The following is a 24,458-nucleotide window of genomic DNA, read 5'->3' as shown; positions in this document are numbered from 1 at the left end:
CGCCGGGCGGGCCGGACTACCAGATGGCGCCGACCCACTCAGGGTGGTCTATGAACGGGTTCCGGTTGTGCTGGAACCGGTCGAATATGACGTCGTTGCGGCGCTTCTCGAAGGTGTCCGGCGGGTCTTCCTGGCTCCACTGCTTCAGGACGGACAGCTTGCCCATCTTCGGCGCGGACCCGTTGTTCACCTGGTCGTTGGGTTCGAGGTCGGCGAAGGAGTCGTTGCCCTCGTAGCGCACCGCCATGTAGAGGATCATGCGGGCGACGTCGCCCTTGACCTCGTCGCGCGGTTCGAAGGAGTCGCTGTCGGTGAAGTTGCCCGGCGCGGCACCCAGTTCGCTCCCGCCGTTGTCGAAGTCCTTGTTCCCGCGCGTGGAGTTGACCTTGACGTCGGTGGGCCGCAGGTGGTGGACGTCGGTGCCCGGACCCGTCGCGGTGCCGAAGTCGCCGTGCGACTTGGCCCAGACGTGCTCCCGGTTCCACTGGCCCACGTTGCCGCCGTTGTCGTTCTTGGACTGGGAGCGCCCGGTGTACAGCAGGACGACGTTGGAGGAGTCGGCGGGATCCTCGTCGGTGGCTTTGAGGGCGTCCCACACCTGGCTGTAGGAGAGCTTGGTCTGGTCGCTGATGATCGTGTGCAGGGCGGACTTCAGCTCGGCTCCGGTCTTGCCGAGCGCGTCCTGGTAGTAGGTGTCGTCGAGGGCCGAGGCGGTGGCGGTGGCGGTGGAACGGCCGGACGAGGCGTCCGACGGGGCCGCCGCGGCGGTGCCGGCGAGCACGGTGACGGCCGACACCGCGGCGAGCAGTGGACGCGCGTAGAACGAGTGACGACGGGACATGTGGGGTGTCCTCTCCGGAACGCGGGCGTCGCGACCGGGACCCTGGGTGGGGTGTCCGTGCGACGGCCGTGCGGTAGGTGGTCAGGCGGGAGCCTCGCACACGCACCGTGCCCCACGTGTGAACAGTGTGTATCTATCATGTGCAGGTCAAGAATTGGCCCGCCGGAAGCCGCCGGAAGCCGCCGGAGTGCCGTACGCCTCCGGTGGCCCAGGGCCGTCGGAGGCGTACGGGGTGCGCGGGGCGTGCGGGGTCTACCGGCCGGCCGCCCAGTCGCGCAGGGCGCGGACCGAGTCGAAGTCGGCCACGTTGCGGTCGAGGGGGTCGTCGGTGTACTGGTGAATGCGCCAGTCCGCCTCGATGCGGGGCTTGCCCGCGGTGCCGTAGTCGGCGATCCACAGCCCGTCGCCCGCGTAGCCGGTGGTGTCGTGGTTGAGCCAGAAGGAGCGGTTGCAGTACAACAGGACCCGGTGGTCGGGCCGTTCCCGCTTCACCGCTCGGATGAACCGGTCCTTGTCCGCATTGCTCGCCCGCGTCCCACCGCCGGTCTGTTCCCAGTCGACCGCCAGCAGATCGCCCGCCTTCTCCGGGGTCTTGCTCAGGAAGTACGCCACCTGGTCCGCCACGTCCCCCGGCCAGAGGAAGTGGTAGAAGCCGACGACGCATTCGGCGTCCCTGGCCCGCTTCACCTGCGCGTCCAGACGCGGATTGACATAGGTGCGGCCTTCGGTGGACTTGATGATGACGAAGTCGAGTCCGTCCGTGTCGTAGGAGGGCTGATAAGCGCTGACGTCGACACCGTGGAGCATGGGCACCGCCTCGGAGAATGGGGCAACGACCTCCCTCTCCTGCCCACTCCCCGGGCGTGCCAAGGGCTGATTCACCCCCCCGGGCAGGCGTGCGCGGGCTCATCGGATGCGGCCGGGCCCGTGCGGCGCGAGAATTGCCGCAAGGACGAGGAGGCGGCATGAGCGAAGAGTCCGAACCCGTATCCGCGGCCGTGTCCGGGCCGGAGGGCATCACGCCCGACCGGCTCCTGCACACGGGCGCGAGCGACCGGCCGAGCGCGGAGGACCTGGTGCTCTCCTCCGGGCGCGACCTGACGCCGGAGACCCTGGAATGGGCGCGGCGCAAGCTGGCCGCCGAGGGGCGGTCGGCCATCGACAAACAACTGCCCTGAGGGCCCGGCGGGCCCGTGGGGACACCCGGTGGGCGGTGCGCGGACCCGTACGCCGAGGTGAGGGCGGCCGGGGAGCCGGGGAGCGTGTGGGGCGTGCCCCGGCTCCCTCGGCTAGCCTGAGTGACATATGAACCGTTTGACGACTTCACAGGGCGCTTTCGAGCTCGCCCGTTTCCCCGAGCACCCGCGCGACCCCTTCCGCGCGTGGGACGCCGCCGACGAATACCTGCTCCGGCAGCTGACGGACCCCGAGACGGGCTCGGTCGACCTCTCGGGGACGGTCGCGGTCGTGGGGGACCGGTGGGGGGCGCTCGCCACCGCGCTGGCCGCACACCGGCCGGTCCAGATCAGCGACTCCTACCTGGCCCGGCGCGCGACCCTCGCCAACCTCGCCAGGAACGGCGTCGACCAGGACGCGGTCCGGCTGCTGTCCTCGCGCGACACCCCGCCGGACCGGATCGACGTCCTGATCGTCCGGGTGCCCAAGTCCCTGGCGTTCCTGGAGGACCAGCTCCACCGGATCGCCCCCGCCGTCCACTCCGGCACCGTGATCATCGGCACCGGCATGGTCAAGGAGATCCACACCTCCACGCTCAAGCTCTTCGAGCGGATCATCGGCCCGACCCGCACGTCCCTCGCGGTGCGCAAGGCGCGGCTCATCTTCTGTACCCCGGACCCAGCTCTGCCGCGTACGCCGAGCCCGTGGCCGTACCGCTACGAGCTGCCCGCCGACGTGGGCCCCGTCGCGGGCCTGACCGCGGTCAACCACGCGGGGATCTTCTGCGCGGAGCGCCTCGACATCGGCACCCGCTTCTTCCTGAAGCACCTGCCCACCCGTTCCGGGGCGGTCCGGGTCGTCGACCTGGGCTGCGGCAACGGGGTCCTCGGACTCTCCGCCGCCATCGCCAACCCCGACGCGCACGTCACCTTCGTCGACGAGTCCTACGGGGCGGTCGCCTCCGCCGAGGAGACCTTCCGGGCCGGGGCGCCCGACGGTGCGAAGGCCGACTTCCTGGTCGGCGACGGTCTCGGCGACCTCGACCCGGGCAGCGTCGACCTGGTGCTGAACAACCCGCCCTTCCACTCGCACACGGCGACCACCGACGCGACGGCCCGCACGATGTTCGCCGGGGCCCGGACCGCCCTGCGCCAGGGCGGCGAGCTCTGGGTCGTGGGCAACCGGCACCTCTCGTACCACACCCATCTGCGCCGGATCTTCGGGAACTGCACCACGGTCGCGGGCGACCCGAAGTTCGTGGTGCTGCGCGCCGTCAAGCGCTGACCGCCGGGCCTCTCGTCCGCCGGACACCCGCCGGCCCTTCCGGATTCTTGCAACACGTTCTACTGTGTGCGCCGCCGCACACGGACGACGCCGAAGCGAGACTCTGGAGGGGCCGTGCACCTCGAATACACGCCTGAGCAGCAGCGGCTGCGTACCGAACTGCGCACCTACTTCACGACCCTGGTGCCCGACAACGCCTACGCCCGCTACGCGGAGCCGGCCGCCCGGAAGCGCTTCTACCGCGACACCGTCCGCAGACTCGGCGCCGACGGCTGGCTGGGGGTCGGCTGGCCGAAGGAGTACGGCGGCCGGGGACTCGGCCCGATGGAACAGTTCATCTTCTTCGACGAGGCCGCCCAGGCCGGCGTACCTCTGCCGCTGATGGCCCTGAACACCGTCGGCCCCACGATCATGCGGTTCGGCACCGACGAGCAGAAGGCCCACTTCCTGCCCGGCATCCTGGCCGGGGAGATCGACTTCGCGATCGGTTACAGCGAACCGGACGCCGGCACCGACCTCGCCGCTCTCAAGACCCGCGCCGTCCGCGACGGGGACGAGTACGTCGTCGACGGACAGAAGATCTGGACCACCAACGGCGACACCGCCGACTGGGTCTGGCTCGCCGCGCGCACCGACGCCGACGCCCCGCCCCACAAGGGCATCACCATGCTCCTCGTCCCCACGAGCGACCCGGGCTACTCCTGCACCCTGATCAACACCCTCGCCTCGCACGACACGACCGCGAGCTACTACGAGAACATCAGGGTCCCGGTGACCCGCCGAGTAGGCGAGGAGAACGAGGGCTGGCGGCTCATCACCAACCAGCTCAACCACGAACGCGTCACCCTCGCCGCCCACGGCACGATGGCGGTCCGCGCCCTGCACGACGTCCAGCGCTGGGCCGCCGGCACCGAGCTCGCCGACGGCCGCCGGGTCATCGACCTCGGCTGGGTGCGCGCCCTGCTCGCCCGTACCCACACCCGCCTCGACGCGATGAAACTGCTCAACTGGCAGATGGTCGCGGCCCTCCAGGACGGCACCCTCACCCCGCAGGACGCCTCGGCGGTCAAGGTCTACGGCTCCGAGGCCCGCCGGGACGCCTACGCCTGGCTGATGGAGATCGTCGGCTCCGCGGGCGCACTGAAGGAGGGCTCGGCCGGCGGGGTGCTCCACGGCGAACTGGAACGCGGCTACCGGTCGGCCGTGATCTTCACCTTCGGCGGCGGCAACAACGAGATCCAGCGGGAGATCATCTCGTGGATCGGGCTGGGGATGCCGCGCGTGCGGCGGTGAGGAGCGGGCGGCCTTCGCGGCGGAGAGGGACCCGCTGAAGCCGCTCGTCGGAGCCTCGGGAATCGCTGATGACCGCGAAGCTGGTCGACGACATGACCGACACCCAAACGTAAACGTGTCCTGCGCCCGCACACGGACGGCGGCTCTCCCCGGGGATCCGGTTCGCCGTCCCCGCCGGGCGCCCCCCGGGTATGGCTCGACCTGATGGTCGACCGCTCGCTGGAGTGCTCGACCCGCGAGGCGTTCGGCGGCTACGTGAAGGACTGGGTCACCGCCGACCTCACGGAGCGGATCACCGGCAACCCCGTTCCGGTCAAGGTCGTCGTCGGCGAGCACGATCTCGCCCTGACGGCCGACGCCATGCGCGCCACGTGGCTCCGCCACTGTCCGAACGCCGAACTGGAGGAGATCCCGGACCGCGGCCATTACCCGATGTACGAGACTCCGCCGGCCCTGGCGACCAGCGTCGAGACGTTCCTGCGCGCCTGAGCCGGCCGCCCGGACCCGGCCGCCCCGCAGGGGCCGGCCCACCGGGTCGGCCCCTGCGGGACAGCCCCTAGACGGGCTGCTTCTCGCCGGGGGCGGAGTCCTGCGCGGGGGCCCCGCGCAGGGTGAGCAGTGACGCGACCGCGCCGACGGCTGCGAGGGCCGCCGCTCCGATGAAGGCGGCGGAGAACCCGTTGGTGAGTGCTCCGGGGTTGCCGAGTTCACGGGCGCCGTACGCCGCGGACACGGCCGTCATCGCGGCCAGTCCGAGTGCGGAGCCGACCTGGTAGCTGGTGTTGACGATGCCGGAGGCCAGGCCGCCCTCCTCGGGGCGCGCACTGGACAGTGCGGTGCCGAGGGAGGGGATGAAGGCCAGCGACATGCCGGCCGCGGCCAGCAGGGACGCGGGCAGGACGTCGACCCAGAAGGTGCCGTCCGCCCGGGCGAACGACAGCCACAGCATGCCTGCCGCGAGGGCCGACAGCCCGGTGACGATCAGCGGCTTGCTTCCGAAACGGGCCATCAGACGGGGTGCCAGGACGATCATCATGATCATGATGGCGACCGTCATGGGCAGCAGGGCCGCGCCCGAGGCGAACGCTCCCAGCCCCAGGACCTGCTGGAGGTACAGGTTGAGGAAGAACCACATGGGGATCCACGCGGCGGCCATCAGCAGCTGCGCGATGTTCGCACCGGCGAGGTTGGGGGCCTTCCAGATGCCCAGCCGCATCAGCGGCTCGCGGCGCTTCGACTGGATGGCGACGAACGCGGCGATCAGCGCCAGGCCGGCCAGCAGGACGAGCCAGGTCTCGGCCGAGCCCCAGCCGGTTTCCGGGGCGCGGACGATGGCGTAGACGGCGGTGGCCAGTCCCGCGGTGACGGTGGCCGCTCCGCCGAAGTCGACGGATCCGCGGCGGACGGGGGAGGAGGGCATGGCCCCGGGGGTGAGGGCCAGCACGATCAGGGCGATCGGGACGTTGATGTAGAACACCCAGGGCCAGCTGGCGTACTCGGTGATCACACCGCCGAGGAAGACCCCGGCGGTGCCGCCCGCCGGGGCCGCCGCGCCGTACAGCGCCAGCGCCTTGGTCAGCTCCTTGGGACGGGAGCCGAAGAGCATCATCAGCAGGGTCAGGGCGGACGGCGCGATCAGCGCGGCGCCGACGCCTTGCAGGGCGCGCCCGGTCAGTTCGATCCAGATCTCGGAGGCGAGGCCGGCGACCAGGGAGCCCCCGGCCATCACGATCCACCCGGCGACGAAATTCCGCTTGGCGCCGAACAGGTCGGAGAGCCGCCCGCCGAGCAGGAGGAGCCCGCCGAAGGCGACGACGTAGGCGTTGAACACCCAGGAGAGGCCCTCGGGGGAGAAGCCCAGGTCCACCTGCATCTTGGGGAGGGCCACGCCAATGATGGACGTGTCCATGATGACCGTGAACTGGGCCAGGGCTATGAGGACGAGTGCCGTCCAGCGGCGTGGGCTGGGAGGGGCGGACGAGGTGGACATAGCTTTCTCCAATACGGGAGGGGGGTATCTCGCTTCGCGTGAGCAATATACCCCCTAGGGGTATGACGGGCTGCTGTGGGGGCCGATCGGACACGGCTGTCGGGGATGGGCCCCGTAACCGGGCTCTGTCCGGGCCGGGCCCGCGCGAGGCCGGCGACCGACAGCGCGTTCTACGCGGCCTTGGAGAGGGCGGACCGGTCCGACGGGAGTTCGGCCGGGACGCGGGTCAGGGTCCCGGGCACGGCTTGTCGCCCGTCGTGGCGCGGCCACAGGAGGAGGGCGCCGATCGCGCCCGCGGCGGCGAGTCCCGCGAGGGCGGACCAGGCGGCGGCGAAGCCGGCGTTCGTGCCGAGCCATCCGGCGATGGGGTAGGTGATCAGCCAGGCGAGGTGCGAGAGGGAGAACTGGGCGGCGAAGACCCCGGGGATCGCGTTCGGTTCGACCGAGGCGCGCAGGACCTTGCCGGTAGGGGTGATGACCAGCGCCATGCCGATGCCGATCAGGGCCCAGATGATCGCCGTACCGGCCCAGGTGGTCAGTCCGGCCGCGGCGAGTGTCACCGTGGCGGCCGTGCCGCCGACGAGAACTCCCGCGCCGGTCACCATGACCGTCCGGGCGGCGACCCGGTCGAGTACCCGCGGCAGGACGAGGGCGGCCAGCAGGGTCCCGCCGCCGGAGGCGGCGAGCATCCACGCGACGGCCGGCTGCGAGCCCCCGAGCTCGTCACGGACGTAGTTGACGGTGTTGACGACGACGATCGAGCCCGCCGCCGCGACCGCGAGATTGAGCGCCATGATGCCGCGCAGCCGCGGTGTCCCGAGGAAGGTCCTGATCCCCGCCGTCGCCCTGTCCCATGCCCGGGTGCGGGAGCTGGGGCGTGCCTCGGGGACGCGCGTCGACAGCACGAGCAGGCCGGAGAGGAGGAATCCGGCGGAGGTGCCGAGGAACAGCCGGTCGAAGCTCAGGAACGCCAGGGCGACCGCTGCCAGGACGGGGGAGAGGAGGCTCTCCATCGTGGAGGCGACCTGCGAGGCGGACAGGGCGCGTACGTAGTCGGACTCCTCGGTGACGATGTCGGGGATGACGGCCTGGAAAGTCGGGGTGAACGCCGCGGAAGCGGCCTGGAGCAGGCCGACCAGGAGGTGGATGTGCCAGATCTCCGTGACGAACGGCAGCGCCAGGACCACCACGCCGCGCACCACGTCGAGGAGGGTCAGGAGGGTTCTTCTGGGGAGACGGTCGACGTACGCGGCGGCGACCGGGGCGATGACCACGTACATGACCATCTTGATGGTCAGGGCGGTGCCCAGGACCGCCCCGGCGCTCGGGCCGGCGAGGTCGTAGGCGAGCAGCCCGAGGGCCACGGTGGCCAGCCCCGTGCCGAAGAGGGCGATGATCTGCGCGCTGAACAGGCGGCGGTAGTCGCGGTTGGCGAACAGGCGCATGGCGTGTTCCTTCCGGGTCCGTGCGGCGGGGCGCGGCCTCGCGCCGGAGGCCGCGCCCCGCGGGGGGAGGCGGGGATGTCCCTACGCATCGGCGCCGCTCTCCGGAGTGAGTCCGGCCAGCGGGTTGAAGGCGCCGGTGAGGACGTTGAGTGCGACGACGCCGACCACGTCGGCTATCGCGCGGTCGCTGTAGCCGTGCTCGCGGACCGCGCTGACCTGGGCGTCGGTGATCGACGTCGGCTCGCGGTGCACCTGGAGGGCGAGGGCGATGATCGCCGCGATCCCGGGGTCGTCCGAGGTGCCCGCCCGGGCACACTCGATCTCGCCCTCGGCCACTCCCATCCTGCGAGCGGCGCCGACATGGGCGTCCGGACAGAGCCGGCACCCCTGCCGGGTCTGGACTGCGATCGAGATCCGTTCGCTGGTCCCGCGGTCGAGCTTGGCTCGCCCCATGGCCCGGCTGAGCTGCAGATAGCCGCCCAGGACGGCGGGCGAGTGCGCCATCGTGGAGACCATGTCCCCGACCTCGCCGTGCCGGGAGACCAGCTCGGCGAGGAGGTCGCGCGAGGCGCCGACCGCTGTATCGGGGGTGAGTCGGGTCAGGCGGGGCATGGTGGTCCTTCCGACGGGGAGGCTGTGCTGGAGGGTGGCGGGGTGCTCGACGGATCGAGCGCCCCCCTCGGTGGGGCCGTGCGCGGCCCGGCCGGCCGGTGACGTTCCCGCGGCCGGTCAGTGGTGTGCGTGGCCGCCGTGGTGGCCCGAGTGCTCGGACGCCGCCCGGGGCGCCGCGTCCGGGCCGGGAGCGGTGGTCCGTACCGTGAACTCGGCTGTCCGGACGATGTCCTCGTGCTGGAAGTCCAGGTAGAGGCGGTAGACGCCGCCCGACGGCGCCGCGGCCATGAAGGTGATCCCGGGCCCCGGCCCGGTGACGCCGTCACCGGGCTCGCCGTCCGGGTGGACGTGGAGATAGCCCAGGTCGCCGACCCGCAACGCCACCAGATGCCCGTACGCGCCCAGGTAGGGCTGCAGATCGGTGACGGGCCGCCCGTTGCGGCTGACGGTGAGCGTCAGGTCGCTCGCCGTGCCGGGCAGGAGCTCGCCGTCGAGGGTGACGGTGTACTCGCCGGCATGGGCGCTGTGCGAGTCCCCGGGAATCGGCTGTGGGTCGTAAGGCCCGGCGACCGAGGCGTCGACGCCCAGTGTCAGGGTTCCGCCGTGGCCGACCGGGTGGATGTCGGCGAAGAACCTCCAGTCTCCCGGCTCCAGCGTCAGGTCGACGCTCCAGGTGCCCTTCCCGTCCATCACCGGGTGCACGTGCTGGAAGCCGGTCGTGTCGCGCCGGACGGCGATGAGATGCAGCTTCTTCTCGTGCTCGGGCGTGAACTCGGTCACCGGTCGTCCGTCGGGACCGGTCACCCGGAAGGTGACCGTCCGTACCCCGGCCGGAAAGACCGTCGAGTCGAGTTCGAGGGTGTACCCGTTCTCGGAGACCGACAGCCCGCCCGGACGGGCGCCGCCGTGGGCGGTCATGTCGTGGCCGGAATGGTTGTTCATCGTGACTCCACGTGTCTGATGTGCCTTCGGATCTTCTTTTCCGTCCTGGGGACAACCGCCATAACAACATACCCCCTGGGGGTATTCCAAGGGTGTGCCGAACGCGGCCTCGCACGGGCCGTGAACCGCTCGGCCACCGTGCGCGGGGCCGAGTCACCGTCCGACCCGCCCTGCCGGAGACGCCCCTCCCCGACGTACCATCGATCCCGGCCCCGGTCCGTGCGTGTACCGGCGCCGCCCCCGTGCACCGCCGAGCCGGAGGTACCCGCGGATGAACGACGTCTCCCCGCCGCGACCCGACCCCGGCCTCTTCGGGCCCCGGTCGGTCACCTGGCAGCTGCACGGCGACCCGATGATGTGGATCGCGGGCATCCGCGCCCTCTACCTCCAGGCACTCCACCCGCGCGCCGTGCGCGGAGTCACCCAGAACTCCGACTTCCGCCGGGACGCCTGGGGCCGGCTCATGCGTACGGCGTCCTTCGTCGGCACCATCACCTACGGCACCACCGACGCCGCCGAACAGGCGGGCGCCCGGGTCCGCCGGATCCACCGCATGATCCAGGCCACCGACCCGGACACCGGGGAGACGTACGGCGTCGACGAACCGGAACTGCTGCTCTGGGTGCACTGCGCCGAGGCCGACTCCTACCTCCAGGTCCAGCGCCGCTCCGGCTACCCCCTCACCGACGCCCAGGCCGACCGGTACATCGACGAACACCGCACCGGCGCCCGCCTCGTCGGCCTCGACCCGGACCGGGTGCCCGCCACCACCGCCGCACTCGCCGCCTACTTCGACCGCGTACGCCCCGAACTCGCCGCCGGAGCCGAGGCCGCCGACGTCGACGACTTCCTCCGCAGCCCGCCCGTGCGCCGCTGGCTCGTTCCGGCGCGCGCCCTGGTGTGGCGGCGGGTGGCGGCGCTGGCCTACCAGTCCCTGCCCCCGTACGCCCACGAGTTGTACGGCCGGCCCGTCCCGCCGCCGGCCACCGTCGACCGGCGGCTGCGCGCCACCGGCGCCGTCCTGCGGGCGATCCCGGACCGGGTGCGCTGGCAGCTGCCGCCCGGTCATATTCTCGGGGCGATGGCACGGCTGGGGCCCGACAGCCGCCCCGCCGCGTACAGACTCCCCGGACCGGCCGCCATACTGGACGGGCCGGGGAGGGCACAGCGCTAGCAGCGGGAACAACGGGGGCGGGAAGCGGCAGATGGCGGACACCAGGCTGATCCAGAGCCGGTACCGACTGCTCGAACTGATCGGGCGCGGCGGCATGGGCGAGGTGTGGCGCGCCCGCGACGAGTCGCTGGGCCGTCAGGTCGCCGTCAAATGCCTCAAACCCATGGGCCCCCAGCACGACCGGGCGTTCACCCGCATCCTGCGCGAACGCTTCCGGCGCGAGGCCCGGGTGGCCGCCTCCCTCCAGCACCGGGGCGTCACCGTCGTGCACGACTTCGGCGAGCACGAGGGCCTGCTCTACCTCGTCATGGAGCTGCTCGACGGGCACAACCTGAGCCAGCTGATGGAGGAGAACCAGCAGCACCCGCTGCCCGTCGACCATGTCGTCGACATCGCGGAACAGGTCGCCGACGCCCTCGGCTACACCCACCGGCAGGGCATCGTCCACCGCGACCTCAAGCCCGCCAACATCATGCGGCTGACCGACGGCACGGTGAAGATCTGCGACTTCGGGATAGCGCGCCTCGGCCACGACATCAACATGACGTCCCGCCTCACCACCACCGGCGTCGCCATGGGCACCCCGCACTACATGTCGCCCGAGCAGATCAGCGGCAAGGAGGTCGACCACCGCAGCGACCTCTACTCGCTGGGCTGCGTCCTGTACGAAATCGCCACCGGCGTACCGCCGTTCGACCAGGACGACGCCTGGGCCGTGCTCGTCGGACACCGCGACACCCCGCCGGAACCGCTGCGCACCCACCGTGCCGACCTGCCCGGCTTCCTCGACCGTGTCGTCCTCGACCTCCTCGCCAAGGCCCCCGAGGAGCGGCCCGTCGACGCGGGCGACCTGCGCCGCCGCATCGTCCTCGGCCGGACCGGGGAACAGCCCGCGATCGGCCCGGGGCCCCTCGCCCTGTCCGGCGCCGAGCGGCCGCCGGCCCCGCGGGCCCTGCCCGCCTGGACGCGCTCCATGACCGCCGGACACCGGGCGACCGGCGCGACGGGCCCCGCCGTCCAACAGCCCGACCCGGCCGCCGGGCTGACGGGCCAGTGGACCACCGGCGCCCCGCACTCCGCCACCGCCCCGTATTCCGCCACCGCCCCGCACTCCGGCCCCGCCGTACCCGGGCCTGCCGTACCCGGGCCGGCCGGGCCCCCCGTTCCCGAGCTCCTCGCCACGCTCGACGGCCGCCACAGCGCGGGTATCGACCTCGGCCGCCTGGGCCGGTGGGAGGAGGCAGGCGAGGTGCACCGGGAGGTCGCCGCCCAGCGTGGCCGCGTCCTCGGCCCCGACCACCCCGACACTCTCGCGAGCCGTTACGAACTCGGCCTCACCCTCAGCCGCACGGGCCGGGCCGAGGAAGGGCTGCGCGAGTTCGCCCGGGTCGCCGAGGGCCGCGAACGCGCCCTGGGCGCCGACCACCCGCAGACGCTCGCAGCCCGCCAGGCGACCGCCCACGCCCTGGGCCGGCTCGGCCGGCACGCCGAGGCCCACCAGGTGTACGGGGCGGTCCTCGCCGTCCGCGAACGGGTCATGGGACCCGACCACCCCGACACCCTGCGCTGCCGCCACAACATGGCCTTCAACCTCAGCAGGCTGGGGCGGCCCGAGGAGTCCTGGCAGCTGGCCCGGGAGGTCGCCGACGCCCGTGCCCGGCTGCTCGGCCCGACGCACCCCGACACCCTCACCACCCGCTACGAAGTGGCGTACACGCTGGGCAGGCTGGGTCGCTGGGCCGAGGCGCTGGACACCTTCCAGGACGTCGCCAGGGCCCGCGCGAGCACCCTCGGCCCCGATCACCCCGACACTTTCGCCGCCCGCTACGAGGCCGGGATCAGCCTCGGAAGGCTCGGCCGCGACGCGGAGGCCCTGGAGCTGTACCGCTCCCTGGTCGCCGACCGCACCCGGACCGCGGGCGCCGCCGACCCCGAGACGCTGCGCGCCCGCCACGGCCTCGGGGTCAACCTGGGGCGGACGGGCCGCTGGGAGGAGGCGCTCGCCGAGGCGCGCGAGGTCTGCGCGCTCCGGGAACGTACCCTCGGACCCGATCACCCGGACACCGTGATCAGCCGCCGGGAGGTCGCCTCGGGGCTCGGCTGGCTCGGCCGGTGGAGCGAGGCGCTGACGGCGTACCGGGAGGTCGCCGAGGCGCGCGCCCGGGCGCTGGGCCCCGACCACCCCCAGACGCTGGCGGCCCGCGACGACGAGGCGCACTGCCTGGAGCGGCTCGGACGGTCGGCCAAGGCCGCCGGACCGCACCGCACCTGACCCGCACGCCCGCCCCTCAGGCGCCGAACACCCCCCGCAGCGCACCCAGCTTGCGCGGCAGGTCGTACTCGGCGCCGCCCTCGTGCCCGTTGTACGGGAACACCTCGATCCCGGCCGGTCCCGCAGAGTGGTGGTAGGCCGCGAACACCGTGGAGGACGGGCAGATCCGGTCCATCAGCCCCACCGAGAACCAGGCGGGGGCGCTCGCGCGTGCGGCGGAGTCGACCCCGTCGAAGTAGGACAGGGTCTCCATCGCCTCCTCGATCCGGAAGCGGTGCCCCGACAGCCAGCGGGCTGTCTCCGCGTACGCTCCCGCGTCCGTGATCTGCGAGGCGCGCCGGTAGTGGCGGAGGAACGGCACGTCGGCAGCGCGGACGGGTCGGTGGAGCGCAGCGCCGGCAGCGCCGCCCGCAGCACGAAGCCGTGGTAGTGGGTACTGCCCTCCCACTCCCAGCCGCGCCCCCGTCGCCCGCGCAGACGGACGCTCGGGCGGACGCGGGGACTTGAGGGCACGGCCGCCCCGGCGGTGCGCGGGGCGCCGGCTGCCGACGCCCCTCCTCGTTCGGGCGTGGGCTCAGTCCGCCGATGGCACCCAGCCGATCGCCTCGATCCGGCCGGCGTCCCGGGGCCGTTCCGCGTCGAAGACCGTGCGGAGGCCGTCGCGGACCCGCAGCCCGTCCACGTACGCGCCGCGTCCCACATACCGCTGGTCGGTGGTGTAACGCCAGCGCAGGCGTACGTCCCGGCCGCGCCAGGGCGTCAGGTCCGCCTCAAGACGGTGCCAGACGCGCCCCGACCAGCCGGTGACCGAGCCGGCCGGGTGGGGCTGCGGGTCCGGGCGGCGGCCCGGTCCCGGACGTACGGTGGCGAACGGCACCGGCTGCCAGTCCTGGCCACCCGCCGACGCTTCCAGGAAGAGATGGTCGGCGGCCGGTTCGGTGTCCCACCACAGCGCGCACTCGAGCCGGGCCCGTGTGGAGGCCGGGCGCAGGGCGGGCAGGGTGAGGGTGGCGGTGGACGCGCTCGCCATCCCGGAGAACCAGGCGGTGCGCCCCCGTTCGGGCCGGACCGGAACGGCCCGCGCCAGCTGGTTGGCGGCTGCCACCCGGGGCGCACTGCCCGAGCGCCAACTCCGTACCGGGTGGACGGAGTTGCCCAGCACGATGAGGAAGGTGTCGGTCGACGGGTCGAGCACCAGGCTCGTCCCGGTGAACCCGGTGTGCCCCGCACTGCGCGGGGTCGCCATGGCCCCCATGTACCAGTGCTGGTAGAGCTCGAAACCGAGGCCGTGCTCGTCGCCCGGGAACGCGGTGTTGAAGTCGGTGAACAGCAGGTCGACCGACTCCTCGGACAGGACGCGGGCGCGGCCGTACACCCCGCCGTTGAGGAGGGTCCGGGCGAGGATCGCGAGGTCCCAGGCGCAGGAGAACACCCCGGCGTGGCCCGCCACCCCGTCCAGGCTGTAGGCGTTCTCGTCGTGCACCTCGCCCCAGACCAGCCCGCGATCGAGACCGGACCAGGGCGGCCGGGCGTCCTCCGTCGCCGCGATCTTCGGCTTCCAGGAGGCGGGCGGGTTGTAGCGGGTGCGGTGCATCCCGAGCGGGGCGGTGATCTCGTCGCGGAGCAGGGCGTCCAGCGGGCGGCCGGTGATCTTCTCCAGGATCAGTTGCAGCGAGATCAGGTTGAGGTCGGAGTAGAGATACGTGCTGCCGGGGGTGTTCGCCGGGACCTCCTCCCACAGCCTCCGGAGTTTTCCCTCCCGGGTCGGCTCCTCGTACAGCGGGATCCAGGACCGGAACCCCGAGGTGTGGGTGAGCAGTTGGCGGACGGTGATGTCCTGCTTGCCGCCGCCCGCGAACTCCGGGAGGTACGAGGCGACCGTCGCCTCCAGCTCCAGCCTCCCGCGCTCGATCTGCTGGACCGCCAGGAGCGAGGTGAACAGCTTGGAGATCGAGGCCAGGTCGAAGACGGTGTCCTCGGCCATCGCGATCTGCTGGTCCGCCGGGAACTCCACCCCGGTGTCGGTCTTCTCGTCGTACGCGGCATAGCGCACCGCCTTTCCGATCGGCCGGTGCAGCGCCACCGTCCCGCCCCGCCCGGCGAGCAGGACCGCGCCCGCGTACCAGGGGTGGGCGGGGGAGTCGGAGAGGTACGCCTCGGCATCCCTGACGAGCTGGTCCAGCGGTCCCTGCAGCAATCCGGCGCGCGCCGCGCTCCCGTACCGCAGTGTGGGCCGGTGTGCCCCTGATCCCATGCCCGCTCCCGTGCCGGCCGCTCCCCGCGCCGCTCCCGCGCCCGGCCCGCCGCGCGGGGCCGCTCCCGCCGGCGGGAGCGGCGACAGCGCGAGTGCGCCGCCCACCGCCAGTATCCCGCCGCCGAGTCTCCGCCGGGGGATGCCGCTCCCGGCGGAGGAGCCCTCGCCGTGCGCGCCCCGGCCGTCCGCCGTCCGCCCGTGGTCCCGCGTGTCCCCGGTCATCCGCAACTCCTTCCCGCCCGGCGTCCGGTCATCGGGCCGCGCCCGTACGTCCGGAGCTGCGCGAAAGTAACTTCCGAAATCTGTCCGAGCAGTGAAAGTTCCTGCCGACGGAGAGATTACTGTCAGCTCCGGGTTTCCGGACGGGGTCAGGGCCGCAAAGAATCTGACATTGCGTCAGGAGGCTTTTGCCCCGGCCGTCGCGCGGCGGCATTTCCGGTCGGGCAATGCGGCTCTTCGCAGGCGGGGTGCGGAGGTTGTCGGCGCGTCACTCGCTGGGTGAGGGGCAAGGTCTCCCGATGGCGGGGTGGCCCTGACCCGGAACCAGCGGGCCGTCGCCATGCGGGCCTGCCGGGCACTGACCGGATCGGTCGACGTGCACCGCGTGCCCACCTCGGGCGAAGTGGCCGTAGACGGTTTGGTGGGGCGGGAAGTCGTGGGGCAGTAGCGGCGGGGAATTCCGGCGCGGTCCACGTACGTTCGCGCTGTGTGTGGCTCTCTGTCGTTCTGTGCGCACCAGCAACCCGAAACGGCCCGCCAGTAGGACTGACGAGCCATCAGGAAGGGTCGGGGCTGGGAAGTGGGGATTTCGGGTCTGTCAGCTCCCGCCTTTCAGCGCCCGCATGTTCACCGATTCGATCGCGCACCGCGACCAGTCCAGCTCGCGGTGGGCACCGAGGTCGTCCCGGATCAGGCGGTGCAGCTTGGACCACACCCGGGCCCTGGACCACTCGGTGAAACGGCGGTGCGCGGTCGGTCCGGAAGGCCCGAACACCGGTGGGAGCTGCCGCCAGGCGCACCCGGTGGTGGCCACGAAGATGATTGCGGCGAGTACCTCCCGGTCGCCGTACCGCCGCCGGCCTCCGCCTTGCGGCCGCGTCGGCGCCGACGGCACCACCCGTATGAATAATTCCCACAACTCGTCGGGCACCAGCCGATTCACCACTTCCATGCCTCCCACAGCAAAGCGACGATCACACCAGACGAGACCAGCTCGAGCAGCAGGCCGGGCCCGTGGTCGGTGGCGTTCGATCAGCGAAGTCTCCGTGATCATTCCCAGCGGAAGAGTGCGGAAGCCACAGCGACGCCGAGCACCGTGGTGACTCCGAGGCTGGCCCAGTTCTCCCAGGCCACGGTCTCGCCCACCCATGTGGACTGGAAGGCTTCGACGGCCGCACCGAAGGGGAGCCAGGAGCCGACTTCGGCCAGCCGCTCGGGCAGGTTCTCCATGGGGCCGAACATGCCGCCGAGTGCGGCCATACCGAAAAAGCCGATCAAGCCCATGGCGACTGCCGCGTTGGGTGTCGGAGCCACTGATGCCACGATCATGCCGACGGAGTACATCGTCAGACACAGGGCGAGCAGGACCAACACAGCCACCAGCACATCGTCGGGCAGGGCGGTATCGAAGAACTGGAGCGCGATCCCGAGGGCGATGGCGATACCGAAGAGCATCTGGAGGAAACTGACCACGATCTGAGCCACCAGCACCATCGCAGGAGATGCCGGCGTGACCGCCAGTCGGCGGAGCACCTTGGTCTTGCGGTAGGTGGCCAGGTAGCCGGGGAAGTTCATCACCGCGATCATGGTCACCACCAGGGCCAGGACCACCGGCACCGCGTGATAGTCCATAACGGTGACACCGGACCGGAGCTCTTCATCGGGGTTTTCCAGCGAGAGGCCGTTCATCACCAGGAGCAGCACAGGAACAGCCAGCGGAATGATGACGTTCGCGGGGTCCCGGGTGACCATCCTCGCCTCGGCCTGGACCATCCGCAGTCCCGCTCGGAGCCCTGGCCGACGAGCGCGGACAGGAGGTGTCGTCGTGGTGGTAGCGGTCATCAGTAGTCTTCCTCCTCGTCCAGAAGCGCTTTGCCGGTCAGCTGCACGAAGGCATCTTCCAAGGTGGCAGCCGAAGCCTGTGCTTTGAGTTCCGCCGGGGTGCCCCGAGCGATGATGCGTCCGGCATCGATGATCAACACCCGGTCACAGAGCCGTTCCACCTCGTCCATGGCGTGGCTGATCAGGATCACCGTCTGATCCTTCAACGACTCGATGGTCGCCCACACCCGGCGTCGTGCCTTGGGGTCCAGCCCGGTGGTGAGCTCGTCGAGGATGACTACTTGAGGCTGACCGATCAGCGCCAGGGCGATGGAGAGCCGCTGCTTCTGTCCCCCGGAGAGCCTGCTGAACCTGGTCTTGGCCTTGTCCTGCAGCTCCACCATGGCGAGGGCCTGGTCGGCGTCCAGGGGGTCGGGGTAAAAGCTGCGGTAGAGATCCACCAGCTCACGAGCGGTCAGAGCATCATGCAGGTTGGCCTCCTGTAGCTGGACGCCGAGCACCTGACGTACTTCGGCCGCGTTGCTGAAGGGATCCATGCCCAGGATCCGCACGCTGCCCTTCGTGGGCCGGCGCAGTCCGGCAATCATCTCGACGGTCGTGGTCTTTCCGGCCCCGTTGGTTCCCAGCACACCGAAGGTCTCCCCTATGGGCACCTGCAGACTGATGTCGTCGACTGCTGTCTTGTTCTTGTACCGCTTGACCAGATGCTGGGCATCGATGGCCAGAGGCCTGGTTTCGCCGCTCATACGGATCAGTCTTCTGCGCCTGAGCTGCCGCAGGCAGGTGCCGACGGTCATGACCTCGACCATGACTTTCGGCACCTGCGGGCCGTCCCCGGGCTCAGGTAGGCTCGATCGCTATGATCCACACCCCGGTCACCGTGGCCGTCGGCCACAAGGACGGACGCCGCGCCGACGACTTCGCTCGGCATGTGATTGTGGGGCTCAGTCTGGTCATTGGCGTGCTCACCCTGGCCATGGACGAACTCGCGATGCCGGCCTGGGCATGGTCCGCCATTCTGGCGGTGTGGTTCGCCGCCACGAACCTGTCGGTCAGCCCGCTGCCCGGCCGCACCGGCCGGCTGCTGTTCTACGGGTGTGCCGTGCTCACCTCCTGGGTGCTGCTGATGACCGTGTCGTCCAGCGGCAGTATGGTCGTGACGCTGCTGATCGTGATTGCCGCCATGGGCACCTACCTGGTGCCGATGGGGTGGGTGCTCTGTGTGGTGCTGCTGAACTGCCTGGCGACCTCCGCGTACGCTTGGTCCGCCGGCGCGGATCTCATCAAAACAATCGCGTCTGCGGTCTTCTATCTCATCGTTCATCTGGCCGTGGTCTCCACCGCCTACGCGATGTCGCGAGAAGCCCTGCTCCGGGCCGAAATGGAGCAGAAGAATCTGGAACTGGAAGCGGCAGGAGTGCTGCTGGAAGACTCCGCCGCCGCCTCCGAACGGCTGCGCATCTCCCGGGATCTCCACGATTCACTCGGCCATCAGCTCACGGTGCTCAGCCTGGAGCTGGCGGCTGCCCAGCACCGCCTGGAGAAGGAGGCCGCCCAGCACGGCGAAGGCCCCGCCGTGCTGGAACATCTCCGGCGTGCCGGGAGTATGGCCAAGGACGTGCTCGCCGATGTGCGCAGCACAGTCGGGGAGCTGCGGGTGCCCAGTCAGGCTGACCTGCAGCAGCACTTGGAACGGCTGGCCCGCGCCGTGCCCAGCCTGGAGATACACGTAGAGGTCGACGCCGAGGTGGATGCCGACGAAGAGAGAACAGCAGTTCTGATACGAGTGGCCCAAGAGATCATCACCAACACCATCAAGCACGCCGGGGCCGCTGAACTGGCACTCACGGTGAAATTGAAGGACGGCACGCTGACCCTGAGCGGCATCAATGACGGCACTACGCCACGTAATATCACCATGGGAAACGGCCTCACCGGCCTGAAGGAGCGCTTGAAGCCGCTCGGCGGACACCTGACCATCCGCACCACACCACAGTTCACCGTGGAGGCCCGGCTGCCCACGACACATGATCGGCGACTGCAGAAGTGACAGACACCGCTCCGCGCGTACTGGTGGTCGATGACCAGACCCTGGTCCGCCAGGGTATCCGCACCCTGCTCGAGCTTGCCGGCATCGAAGTGATCGGTGAGGCATCCGACGGTGCCGAGGCACTTCGGGCGTGCGCTGCCCACAGCCCCGATGTCGTCCTGCTCGACCTCCAGATGCCGGTCTATGACGGGCTCTGGTTTCTCAAGAAGCAGTACGAGCAGGGGATCGAGATTCCTGTTCTGGTGCTGACCACCTTCGACGACGACGCCCTGGTTCTCGACGCCATGCGCGCCGGAGCCAAGGGCTATCTCCTCAAGGACGTCACAGTCGTCCAGCTTTCCCACGCCGTTGAGTTGCTGGCCTCCGGCGGTACGTTCATCGGCCCCTCCATTACCGATCGGCTAGTGCGGTTCATCCGGTCCGGAGCACAGCCCAGCGGCGCCGCCGGGGTCGTGGTCGAAGACCTCACCGACCGTGAGCTCGAGGTGCTGCGGTTGGTGGCCGAAGGCTACTCCAACAGCCAGATCGCCGAACTGGTGCGCTTGGCCGAGGGCACGGTGAAGAACTACATCTCCTCCATCCTGCTGAAGCTCGGAGCCCGTGACCGAACCAACGCCGTACTACGAGCCATTCGCGAAGGAATACTCGGCTAGCAGTGCGGCTTGTGGCGTTATGCCTGTCTTGTCATCGCTCAACAGGGTGACGGTAAGGGATTGTTGCTGTCGCTGTCTGATCTCCAGTGGGGTCAGGTAGCGAAGGTCGGCTCTGCCTGGCGACCTCGCCGGACCGGGCCGCCCTCGAGATTTTCGCCTTCATCGAGAACTTCTCCAGCCGGAAGCGGCTGGGAGAACACCCGACTGGGCTTGTCGGGCCGGTGATGCCGGCCCGACAAGGGTGAACACTGTTTCATCAGGGGTGTTCTGCGTCGCGGCGCCCTGCGGAATCGGACAGCCGCTCCCTACGTCCACTGATGACCTTCAAGACGTCAAGCGCGGTCAGGGGCGTCTGAACTCGAACATGCTGACGTCCAGGCTCAGGATTCCGTGCTCATCGGCGGCCGCCTTGACCGCGGGAGTCAAGCCGATGAGAGCAGCCGGGATCTGGACCGGCTCGGTACGCAGTTTCCGGCCCACGAATCCAGCCTCGGCGGCGATGCGCTCCAGCTCGGGTGCGTCGCCCACTGCCTCGTTCGCACCCATGTAGATCCTGCCGTCCTGGGCCAGGAACTCTCCCACGTGCCGGAAGAACCGGCGGTGCATCATAAATCCCGGGTCCAGCGCCGCGGCTTCGGCCCCCATGCTGTGCTCCCGCCCGACCGCCATTTTGATCTGCGGTGGGTTCGAGAAGATCATGTCGAACTTCGCACTGCTGTCGAGAGCGTCGAACACGTCACTGGTGTACGCCGTCACGAGGTCGGACACGCCGTGCCTTTGAGCGTTGAGCAGGGTGTTCTCCGCCGCTTGAGGGTTGATGTCCAGGCCCACCACCGACGCACAGCCGTGTTGTGCGGCAACGACGCAGGTCATGCCCGCACCACAGCCCACCTCAAGGAATCGACTGCCCGCGGTGAACGGCAACCACGTGGTGAACAGCCGGGTCACGGGATCCGGCGGCCACACGTCGGGCAGTACCTCCCAGTGCTTTCCGAGCAGGTACGTGGTGGACCGCTTCTTCGGCCGCGAGTCCATCTCCGACAGCAACCAAGCGCCGATCTCCTCGGCGAGTGTCTTCTCCACTGAAATCTCCTTCTGTATTCCGTCGCCGGTCCAGCGTTGACAACCGGACGTCAGCCCCTTCGGACGAGGGCACGAATGCTGATCAGAAGCCCCAGCGCACACCACGCGGCCACGATGAGCGCGTCCTGCCACCCCGTACTGAAGGTGTCCGACAGCAGACCCGCGCGGATCATGTCGCCGGCCGACTGGATCGGCAGCACCTCATGGACCGACTGGAGCCACGAGGGGAACCGGCTCTCCGGAGATATGACCGGCGAGAACAGCAGCACGAAGAACACCAGCACCTGGGAGAGAAGTTGGGCCGGCATCGGGCGCAGCAGCACGCCCATCGCGTAGCCGATGGAAATCGCCATCAACGCAGCCAGAACCGATCCCCCCACCAGCAGGGGCCAGTTGAATGAAAAGGTGAAGTCATACCGCATCAGCGACACGATCACGGCGACAGCAACGCCAGGCAGCGCCATGACCAGCCATACGATCAGGTCGTTCAACATGAGTATGCTGCGAGGCACCGGAAGCGCGCGCTGGTACATGAAAGCCCCATTCATGCGCGACTGCGATGTCCCCTGTGGAACCATGACCAACCCGATAGCCATGATCAGTACCGTTGGCGCACCCGAGGACAGGTACTGTGCGGCGGCGGAGTCGATGTCCGGGATCAGGAGACCCAAGCCGATGATGACCGCGGCGGCGAGGACTGCCTGCGCAACGACGAACAGAGGAAGCATCGCCCCGGTCCCGCTCAACGTCCAACGCAGGATGGTCCCGTTGATCGCTCCGAAGCCGATGGGCGCCGGGATCTCAACAGCTACGCGCTCACCGGACGCGGCGGCCGTCTGCTCAGACATGGGCGGGCTCCTCCTCCGTGACGGCTTCGGGTTCGCTTGTGATGGCCAGATACGCGTCCTCGAGAGTGACGGGGGACAAGGCATATCCCTCAATGCGCCGATGCGCGCGAAGTGTGGTAGCCCAAGCAACCGCGGCTTCGGCGTCGGCAGCATCGTGGGTGAGCAGTACTCGCCGACCGGCGCGTACTCGACGAGTGATGGGAATCGGAACGCCTTCCCCGGACTCGGAAGGGTCTGAGCCGTCCGGGGGCAACGACAGCTCCAGCCGCAGGAATTTGTCGCTCGCCCCGCGCAGCTGACTCGGTGAGCCGGCAGCGGCGACCTTCCCGTGGTTCAGCACGACGAGTTCGTCCACCACGCGTTCTGCTTCGACCACATTGTGGGTGACCAGCAGCACTCCGGCCCCTTGGTCCGCGAGTCGGCGAACCGTGTCCCACAAGCGTCGCCGTCGACCGGCGTCAACATCGTTGGTCGGCTCATCGAGGACGTACAGCGGAACCGGTCCGACAGCTGCCATGGCGAATGCCGTCAACCGCCGGATGCCACTGGATATACCCCCGCCGTTGGGCATGGCCCGCCGGCCAAGCCATTCATTGATATCCAGCTCGGTGGCCAGCGCCAGCGTTGCTGATTTGGCTTCGGCGCGAGAAAGGCCGCGTAGCCGGGCGACAAGTTCGATCGCCGTAGCGGGAGTTATACCGTCGAGCGGTGCCTGACTCTGGGGCTGGAGTGCCACTGCGCGGCGTGCCGTCCTCGGGTTGGCGACGGCATCCACTCCCGCCACCCGGATCGATCCGCTGTCGGGTTTGAGCAGGCCGACGATCTGCGAGACCAGGGTGGACTTCCCGGCTCCGTTGTGTCCGAGCAATCCGACCACTTCGCCGGCCCGGACGCGAAGCCCCACGTTGTCGTTCGCGACGACATCGCCGAACCGTTTCGTGACGCCCCCGACTTCGAGTACTACATCACTCATCGTGATCCTCACGTTCTCATTTTGCGCGTGTAGCTCGATGACACTTCCACATCGAGTGGGAGCCTTTGAACGCCGTCAGCAGACCGAATGAAGCTCTTCGAGCGGTACCGTCTGAATCGCCAATGCGGTGTCATTTTCACAACATTTCGCGACGTAGTAGTCGTCGCCGTGAACCGCCTGCGTCAGGAACGGAGGCTCTTTCCCGGAACGATCGAGACCCTGCGGATGCATGTCATCCACGGACACATTGAACGAGTCCAAGCGCATATGCAGACCCAAGCTGACGTACTTTACGCAAGCCTCTTTCAGCGTCCAGATCCGAGTGAAGCGGCGTGGACGCTCCTCCTCTGGCCCATTCCAGACGTAGGCGTACTCGGAGGGAGTGAACCTGCGGGCGATTCCCATCGGACGATCATCCACACGCTCGATATCGACCCCGACGGGATTCGTGCTTGTTGCGCACACCACCCATCTGTACGCATGTGACAGGTTGAAATGAACGCCCAAGTGGTCGGGGAGGAACGGCTTCCCGTACGCACCCTTCGCTTCGTCGAGTTCGCGCACCGGCACCCCGTGCCGCTTGCTCACCGCATACCGCAGCAACACGCCGGCGGCCAGGCATCGCTTGCGATCATCGAGGAACGAGTACTTCGCCGCGCGAACGCGTCGCTCTGCCGACACCGCCTTCTCGAACCATTCGAGGTCCCGGTCCCGCAGACCGCCGATATCAAACGCAAGGACGTCAGGCACCCGTCACCGGATCTCTCGCAGGACCGCGGTTTCACGCACGCGCTCCGCCGTCCCCTTGCTGCCCGGCGACAGAGACTCGACCTGGGATTCCATCAGTGACGCCATCGCACTCCGGTGTTCATCAAGGAAGAAGTGCCCACCATCGAACTCCGTGACTTCCAGCGGGTGATCCGTGTAGCGCTGCCACATATCGGTGGTCGCTGTATCGCTGCGGCCCATCATGAGCGCTACAGGACAGCGCAGCTTGTCGAACGTCATGTCCTGGTACCCTCCCAGCAACCGCAGATCGGCTTCGATGATCGGTGCGAAGTACGTCATGAAGTCCGGGTCCCGCAGGTGTTCCTTGGATACCCCGCCGTAACGGTGGAGAACATCGCGGAAACCTTCGCTCGTATCGAGGTCCGCCACGTGCGCAAAACGTGCCCTCGAAGGCGCTGAGGCGCCGGAGCTGAAGAACACCAACGGTGGATTGTCCAGTCGGTCCTGACACAGCCGAGCGACCTCGTAACCGATGACACTGCCCATGCTGTGCCCCCAGATCACATACGTCCGACGGAATATATCTGCGAATTCTGCAAATATGTTTTCGGCCAGTTCCGCAACCGTGGGAGGCATGGGGGTGCGCATGCGCTGCTCCCGGAGCGGATACTGGACAACGTTCCAATCGATGGCGTCGGTGAACTCGGTGCGCCACTTGCTGTAGTAGAGCTTGCCGGCGCCGGCGTGCGGGAAGCACAGCATCGGAATCTTTTCCATC

General features: G+C 69.5%; 23 protein-coding genes and 1 pseudogene. 8 read left to right on the top strand and 16 right to left on the bottom strand.

What is annotated here, in order from left to right:
* Window positions 1–16 precede the first annotated feature (16 nt).
* On the bottom strand, window positions 17–841 hold the full coding sequence (locus tag ACH4KB_RS22840) for an endonuclease I family protein (RefSeq protein ID WP_398067722.1): 825 nt from the start codon (window positions 839–841) through the stop codon (window positions 17–19).
* Window positions 842–1,093: 252 nt separating this feature from the next.
* Window positions 1,094–1,648, bottom strand: a complete 555-nt coding sequence (locus tag ACH4KB_RS22835) for a GH25 family lysozyme (protein WP_398067721.1) — start codon at window positions 1,646–1,648, stop codon at window positions 1,094–1,096.
* A gap of 158 nt (window positions 1,649–1,806) precedes the next feature.
* Between ACH4KB_RS22835 and ACH4KB_RS22830 the strand changes: the two genes are divergently transcribed.
* The 4 genes from ACH4KB_RS22830 to ACH4KB_RS22815 all read left to right on the top strand — a co-directional run bounded on the left by ACH4KB_RS22830 (window position 1,807) and on the right by ACH4KB_RS22815 (window position 5,083).
* Complete coding sequence (locus ACH4KB_RS22830) at window positions 1,807–2,019, top strand: hypothetical protein (RefSeq protein WP_398067720.1); 213 nt, start codon at window positions 1,807–1,809, stop codon at window positions 2,017–2,019.
* Between the two features lie 127 nt (window positions 2,020–2,146).
* Complete coding sequence (locus ACH4KB_RS22825) at window positions 2,147–3,301, top strand: methyltransferase (RefSeq protein WP_398067719.1); 1,155 nt, start codon at window positions 2,147–2,149, stop codon at window positions 3,299–3,301.
* Window positions 3,302–3,415: 114 nt separating this feature from the next.
* Window positions 3,416–4,594, top strand: coding sequence for an acyl-CoA dehydrogenase family protein (locus tag ACH4KB_RS22820; RefSeq protein ID WP_398067718.1), 1,179 nt, complete (start codon window positions 3,416–3,418; stop codon window positions 4,592–4,594).
* A gap of 204 nt (window positions 4,595–4,798) precedes the next feature.
* Window positions 4,799–5,083 carry an alpha/beta fold hydrolase gene (locus ACH4KB_RS22815; RefSeq protein ID WP_398067717.1) on the top strand — a complete coding sequence of 95 codons (285 nt, stop codon included), beginning with the start codon at window positions 4,799–4,801 and terminating at the stop codon, window positions 5,081–5,083.
* A gap of 67 nt (window positions 5,084–5,150) precedes the next feature.
* On the opposite strand, the gene ACH4KB_RS22810 is transcribed toward ACH4KB_RS22815, so the two are convergent.
* From ACH4KB_RS22810 to ACH4KB_RS22795, 4 genes are all read right to left on the bottom strand, one after another.
* Window positions 5,151–6,584, bottom strand: coding sequence for an MFS transporter (locus ACH4KB_RS22810; RefSeq protein ID WP_398067716.1), 1,434 nt, complete (start codon window positions 6,582–6,584; stop codon window positions 5,151–5,153).
* Between the two features lie 170 nt (window positions 6,585–6,754).
* Window positions 6,755–8,029, bottom strand: coding sequence for an MFS transporter (locus ACH4KB_RS22805; RefSeq protein WP_398067715.1), 1,275 nt, complete (start codon window positions 8,027–8,029; stop codon window positions 6,755–6,757).
* Window positions 8,030–8,110: 81 nt separating this feature from the next.
* Entirely contained in the window at window positions 8,111–8,641 is a 531-nt protein-coding gene (locus tag ACH4KB_RS22800; RefSeq protein ID WP_398067714.1) for a carboxymuconolactone decarboxylase family protein, read from the bottom strand.
* 117 nt (window positions 8,642–8,758) lie between these two features.
* Entirely contained in the window at window positions 8,759–9,583 is an 825-nt protein-coding gene (locus ACH4KB_RS22795) for a hypothetical protein (protein WP_398067713.1), read from the bottom strand.
* 271 nt (window positions 9,584–9,854) lie between these two features.
* Here ACH4KB_RS22795 and ACH4KB_RS22790 point away from each other — a divergent pair, with 271 nt between their 5' ends.
* Together ACH4KB_RS22790 and ACH4KB_RS22785 are read left to right on the top strand one after the other, a co-directional pair.
* Window positions 9,855–10,757: an oxygenase MpaB family protein gene (locus ACH4KB_RS22790; RefSeq protein WP_398067712.1), complete on the top strand. Its 903-nt coding sequence runs from the start codon at window positions 9,855–9,857 to the stop codon at window positions 10,755–10,757.
* Between the two features lie 31 nt (window positions 10,758–10,788).
* Window positions 10,789–13,029 (top strand): tetratricopeptide repeat protein, encoded by a 2,241-nt coding sequence (locus ACH4KB_RS22785; RefSeq protein ID WP_398067711.1) that lies wholly within the window; start codon window positions 10,789–10,791, stop codon window positions 13,027–13,029.
* A 16-nt stretch (window positions 13,030–13,045) separates the two neighbouring features.
* Here the strand turns inward: ACH4KB_RS22785 and ACH4KB_RS22780 are convergent, their stop codons facing one another.
* The 5 genes and pseudogenes from ACH4KB_RS22780 to ACH4KB_RS22760 form a co-directional block, all read right to left on the bottom strand.
* A complete protein-coding gene (locus tag ACH4KB_RS22780) occupies window positions 13,046–13,390 on the bottom strand; it encodes an acetylxylan esterase (protein ID WP_398067710.1) in 345 nt (114 codons plus the stop codon).
* 213 nt (window positions 13,391–13,603) lie between these two features.
* Window positions 13,604–15,505 carry a serine hydrolase gene (locus tag ACH4KB_RS22775; RefSeq protein ID WP_398067709.1) on the bottom strand — a complete coding sequence of 634 codons (1,902 nt, stop codon included), beginning with the start codon at window positions 15,503–15,505 and terminating at the stop codon, window positions 13,604–13,606.
* 604 nt (window positions 15,506–16,109) lie between these two features.
* Window positions 16,110–16,454 (bottom strand): annotated as a pseudogene (locus ACH4KB_RS22770) (transposase); the annotation flags it as partial.
* A 98-nt stretch (window positions 16,455–16,552) separates the two neighbouring features.
* The gene (locus tag ACH4KB_RS22765) at window positions 16,553–17,275 is read right to left on the bottom strand and encodes an ABC transporter permease (protein WP_398067708.1); all 723 of its coding nucleotides are present in this window, start codon (window positions 17,273–17,275) and stop codon (window positions 16,553–16,555) included.
* Between the two features lie 68 nt (window positions 17,276–17,343).
* Window positions 17,344–18,141: an ABC transporter ATP-binding protein gene (locus tag ACH4KB_RS22760; protein WP_398067707.1), complete on the bottom strand. Its 798-nt coding sequence runs from the start codon at window positions 18,139–18,141 to the stop codon at window positions 17,344–17,346.
* A gap of 62 nt (window positions 18,142–18,203) precedes the next feature.
* Here ACH4KB_RS22760 and ACH4KB_RS22755 point away from each other — a divergent pair, with 62 nt between their 5' ends.
* Both ACH4KB_RS22755 and ACH4KB_RS22750 read left to right on the top strand, forming a co-directional pair.
* Window positions 18,204–19,394, top strand: a complete 1,191-nt coding sequence (locus ACH4KB_RS22755) for a sensor histidine kinase (RefSeq protein ID WP_398067706.1) — start codon at window positions 18,204–18,206, stop codon at window positions 19,392–19,394.
* Window positions 19,391–20,047 carry a response regulator gene (locus ACH4KB_RS22750; protein ID WP_398067705.1) on the top strand — a complete coding sequence of 219 codons (657 nt, stop codon included), beginning with the start codon at window positions 19,391–19,393 and terminating at the stop codon, window positions 20,045–20,047. The genes ACH4KB_RS22755 and ACH4KB_RS22750 overlap by 4 nt, the downstream gene beginning before the upstream one ends.
* A gap of 342 nt (window positions 20,048–20,389) precedes the next feature.
* Here the strand turns inward: ACH4KB_RS22750 and ACH4KB_RS22745 are convergent, their stop codons facing one another.
* The 5 genes from ACH4KB_RS22745 to ACH4KB_RS22725 all read right to left on the bottom strand — a co-directional run bounded on the left by ACH4KB_RS22745 (window position 20,390) and on the right by ACH4KB_RS22725 (window position 24,457).
* Window positions 20,390–21,130, bottom strand: a complete 741-nt coding sequence (locus tag ACH4KB_RS22745; protein ID WP_398067704.1) for a methyltransferase — start codon at window positions 21,128–21,130, stop codon at window positions 20,390–20,392.
* A 50-nt stretch (window positions 21,131–21,180) separates the two neighbouring features.
* Window positions 21,181–21,978, bottom strand: coding sequence for an ABC transporter permease (locus ACH4KB_RS22740; protein ID WP_398067703.1), 798 nt, complete (start codon window positions 21,976–21,978; stop codon window positions 21,181–21,183).
* Window positions 21,971–22,963, bottom strand: coding sequence for an ABC transporter ATP-binding protein (locus ACH4KB_RS22735; RefSeq protein WP_398067702.1), 993 nt, complete (start codon window positions 22,961–22,963; stop codon window positions 21,971–21,973). The genes ACH4KB_RS22740 and ACH4KB_RS22735 overlap by 8 nt, the downstream gene beginning before the upstream one ends.
* A gap of 63 nt (window positions 22,964–23,026) precedes the next feature.
* Window positions 23,027–23,701 carry a 4'-phosphopantetheinyl transferase family protein gene (locus tag ACH4KB_RS22730; RefSeq protein WP_398067701.1) on the bottom strand — a complete coding sequence of 225 codons (675 nt, stop codon included), beginning with the start codon at window positions 23,699–23,701 and terminating at the stop codon, window positions 23,027–23,029.
* 3 nt (window positions 23,702–23,704) lie between these two features.
* Complete coding sequence (locus ACH4KB_RS22725) at window positions 23,705–24,457, bottom strand: thioesterase II family protein (RefSeq protein WP_398067700.1); 753 nt, start codon at window positions 24,455–24,457, stop codon at window positions 23,705–23,707.
* Window position 24,458 lies beyond the last annotated feature (1 nt).

It is taken from the genome of Streptomyces sp. NPDC017520 (genome assembly GCF_044329855.1).
Taxonomy (GTDB): Bacteria; Actinomycetota; Actinomycetes; order Streptomycetales; family Streptomycetaceae; genus Streptomyces.
Note: the sequence above shows the minus strand (reverse complement) of the source record. Positions and strands in the feature narration are given on the sequence as shown.

Excerpts from the sequence above, each read along its gene's own strand:
- ACH4KB_RS22825 (WP_398067719.1), top strand. The coding sequence starts at position 2,147 with ATGAACCGTTTGACGACTTCACAGGGCGCTTTCGAGCTCGCCCGTTTC.
- ACH4KB_RS22815 (WP_398067717.1), top strand. The coding sequence starts at position 4,799 with ATGGTCGACCGCTCGCTGGAGTGCTCGACCCGCGAGGCGTTCGGCGGC.
- ACH4KB_RS22765 (WP_398067708.1), bottom strand. The coding sequence starts at position 17,275 with ATGGTCCAGGCCGAGGCGAGGATGGTCACCCGGGACCCCGCGAACGTC.
- ACH4KB_RS22755 (WP_398067706.1), top strand. The coding sequence starts at position 18,204 with ATGATCCACACCCCGGTCACCGTGGCCGTCGGCCACAAGGACGGACGC.
- ACH4KB_RS22775 (WP_398067709.1), bottom strand. The coding sequence starts at position 15,505 with ATGACCGGGGACACGCGGGACCACGGGCGGACGGCGGACGGCCGGGGC.
- ACH4KB_RS22760 (WP_398067707.1), bottom strand. The coding sequence starts at position 18,141 with ATGACCGTCGGCACCTGCCTGCGGCAGCTCAGGCGCAGAAGACTGATC.
- ACH4KB_RS22740 (WP_398067703.1), bottom strand. The coding sequence starts at position 21,978 with ATGTCTGAGCAGACGGCCGCCGCGTCCGGTGAGCGCGTAGCTGTTGAG.
- ACH4KB_RS22835 (WP_398067721.1), bottom strand. The coding sequence starts at position 1,648 with ATGCTCCACGGTGTCGACGTCAGCGCTTATCAGCCCTCCTACGACACG.
- ACH4KB_RS22800 (WP_398067714.1), bottom strand. The coding sequence starts at position 8,641 with ATGCCCCGCCTGACCCGACTCACCCCCGATACAGCGGTCGGCGCCTCG.
- ACH4KB_RS22830 (WP_398067720.1), top strand. The coding sequence starts at position 1,807 with ATGAGCGAAGAGTCCGAACCCGTATCCGCGGCCGTGTCCGGGCCGGAG.
- ACH4KB_RS22725 (WP_398067700.1), bottom strand. The coding sequence starts at position 24,457 with ATGGAAAAGATTCCGATGCTGTGCTTCCCGCACGCCGGCGCCGGCAAG.
- ACH4KB_RS22790 (WP_398067712.1), top strand. The coding sequence starts at position 9,855 with ATGAACGACGTCTCCCCGCCGCGACCCGACCCCGGCCTCTTCGGGCCC.
- ACH4KB_RS22840 (WP_398067722.1), bottom strand. The coding sequence starts at position 841 with ATGTCCCGTCGTCACTCGTTCTACGCGCGTCCACTGCTCGCCGCGGTG.
- ACH4KB_RS22805 (WP_398067715.1), bottom strand. The coding sequence starts at position 8,029 with ATGCGCCTGTTCGCCAACCGCGACTACCGCCGCCTGTTCAGCGCGCAG.
- ACH4KB_RS22810 (WP_398067716.1), bottom strand. The coding sequence starts at position 6,584 with ATGTCCACCTCGTCCGCCCCTCCCAGCCCACGCCGCTGGACGGCACTC.
- ACH4KB_RS22785 (WP_398067711.1), top strand. The coding sequence starts at position 10,789 with ATGGCGGACACCAGGCTGATCCAGAGCCGGTACCGACTGCTCGAACTG.
- ACH4KB_RS22795 (WP_398067713.1), bottom strand. The coding sequence starts at position 9,583 with ATGAACAACCATTCCGGCCACGACATGACCGCCCACGGCGGCGCCCGT.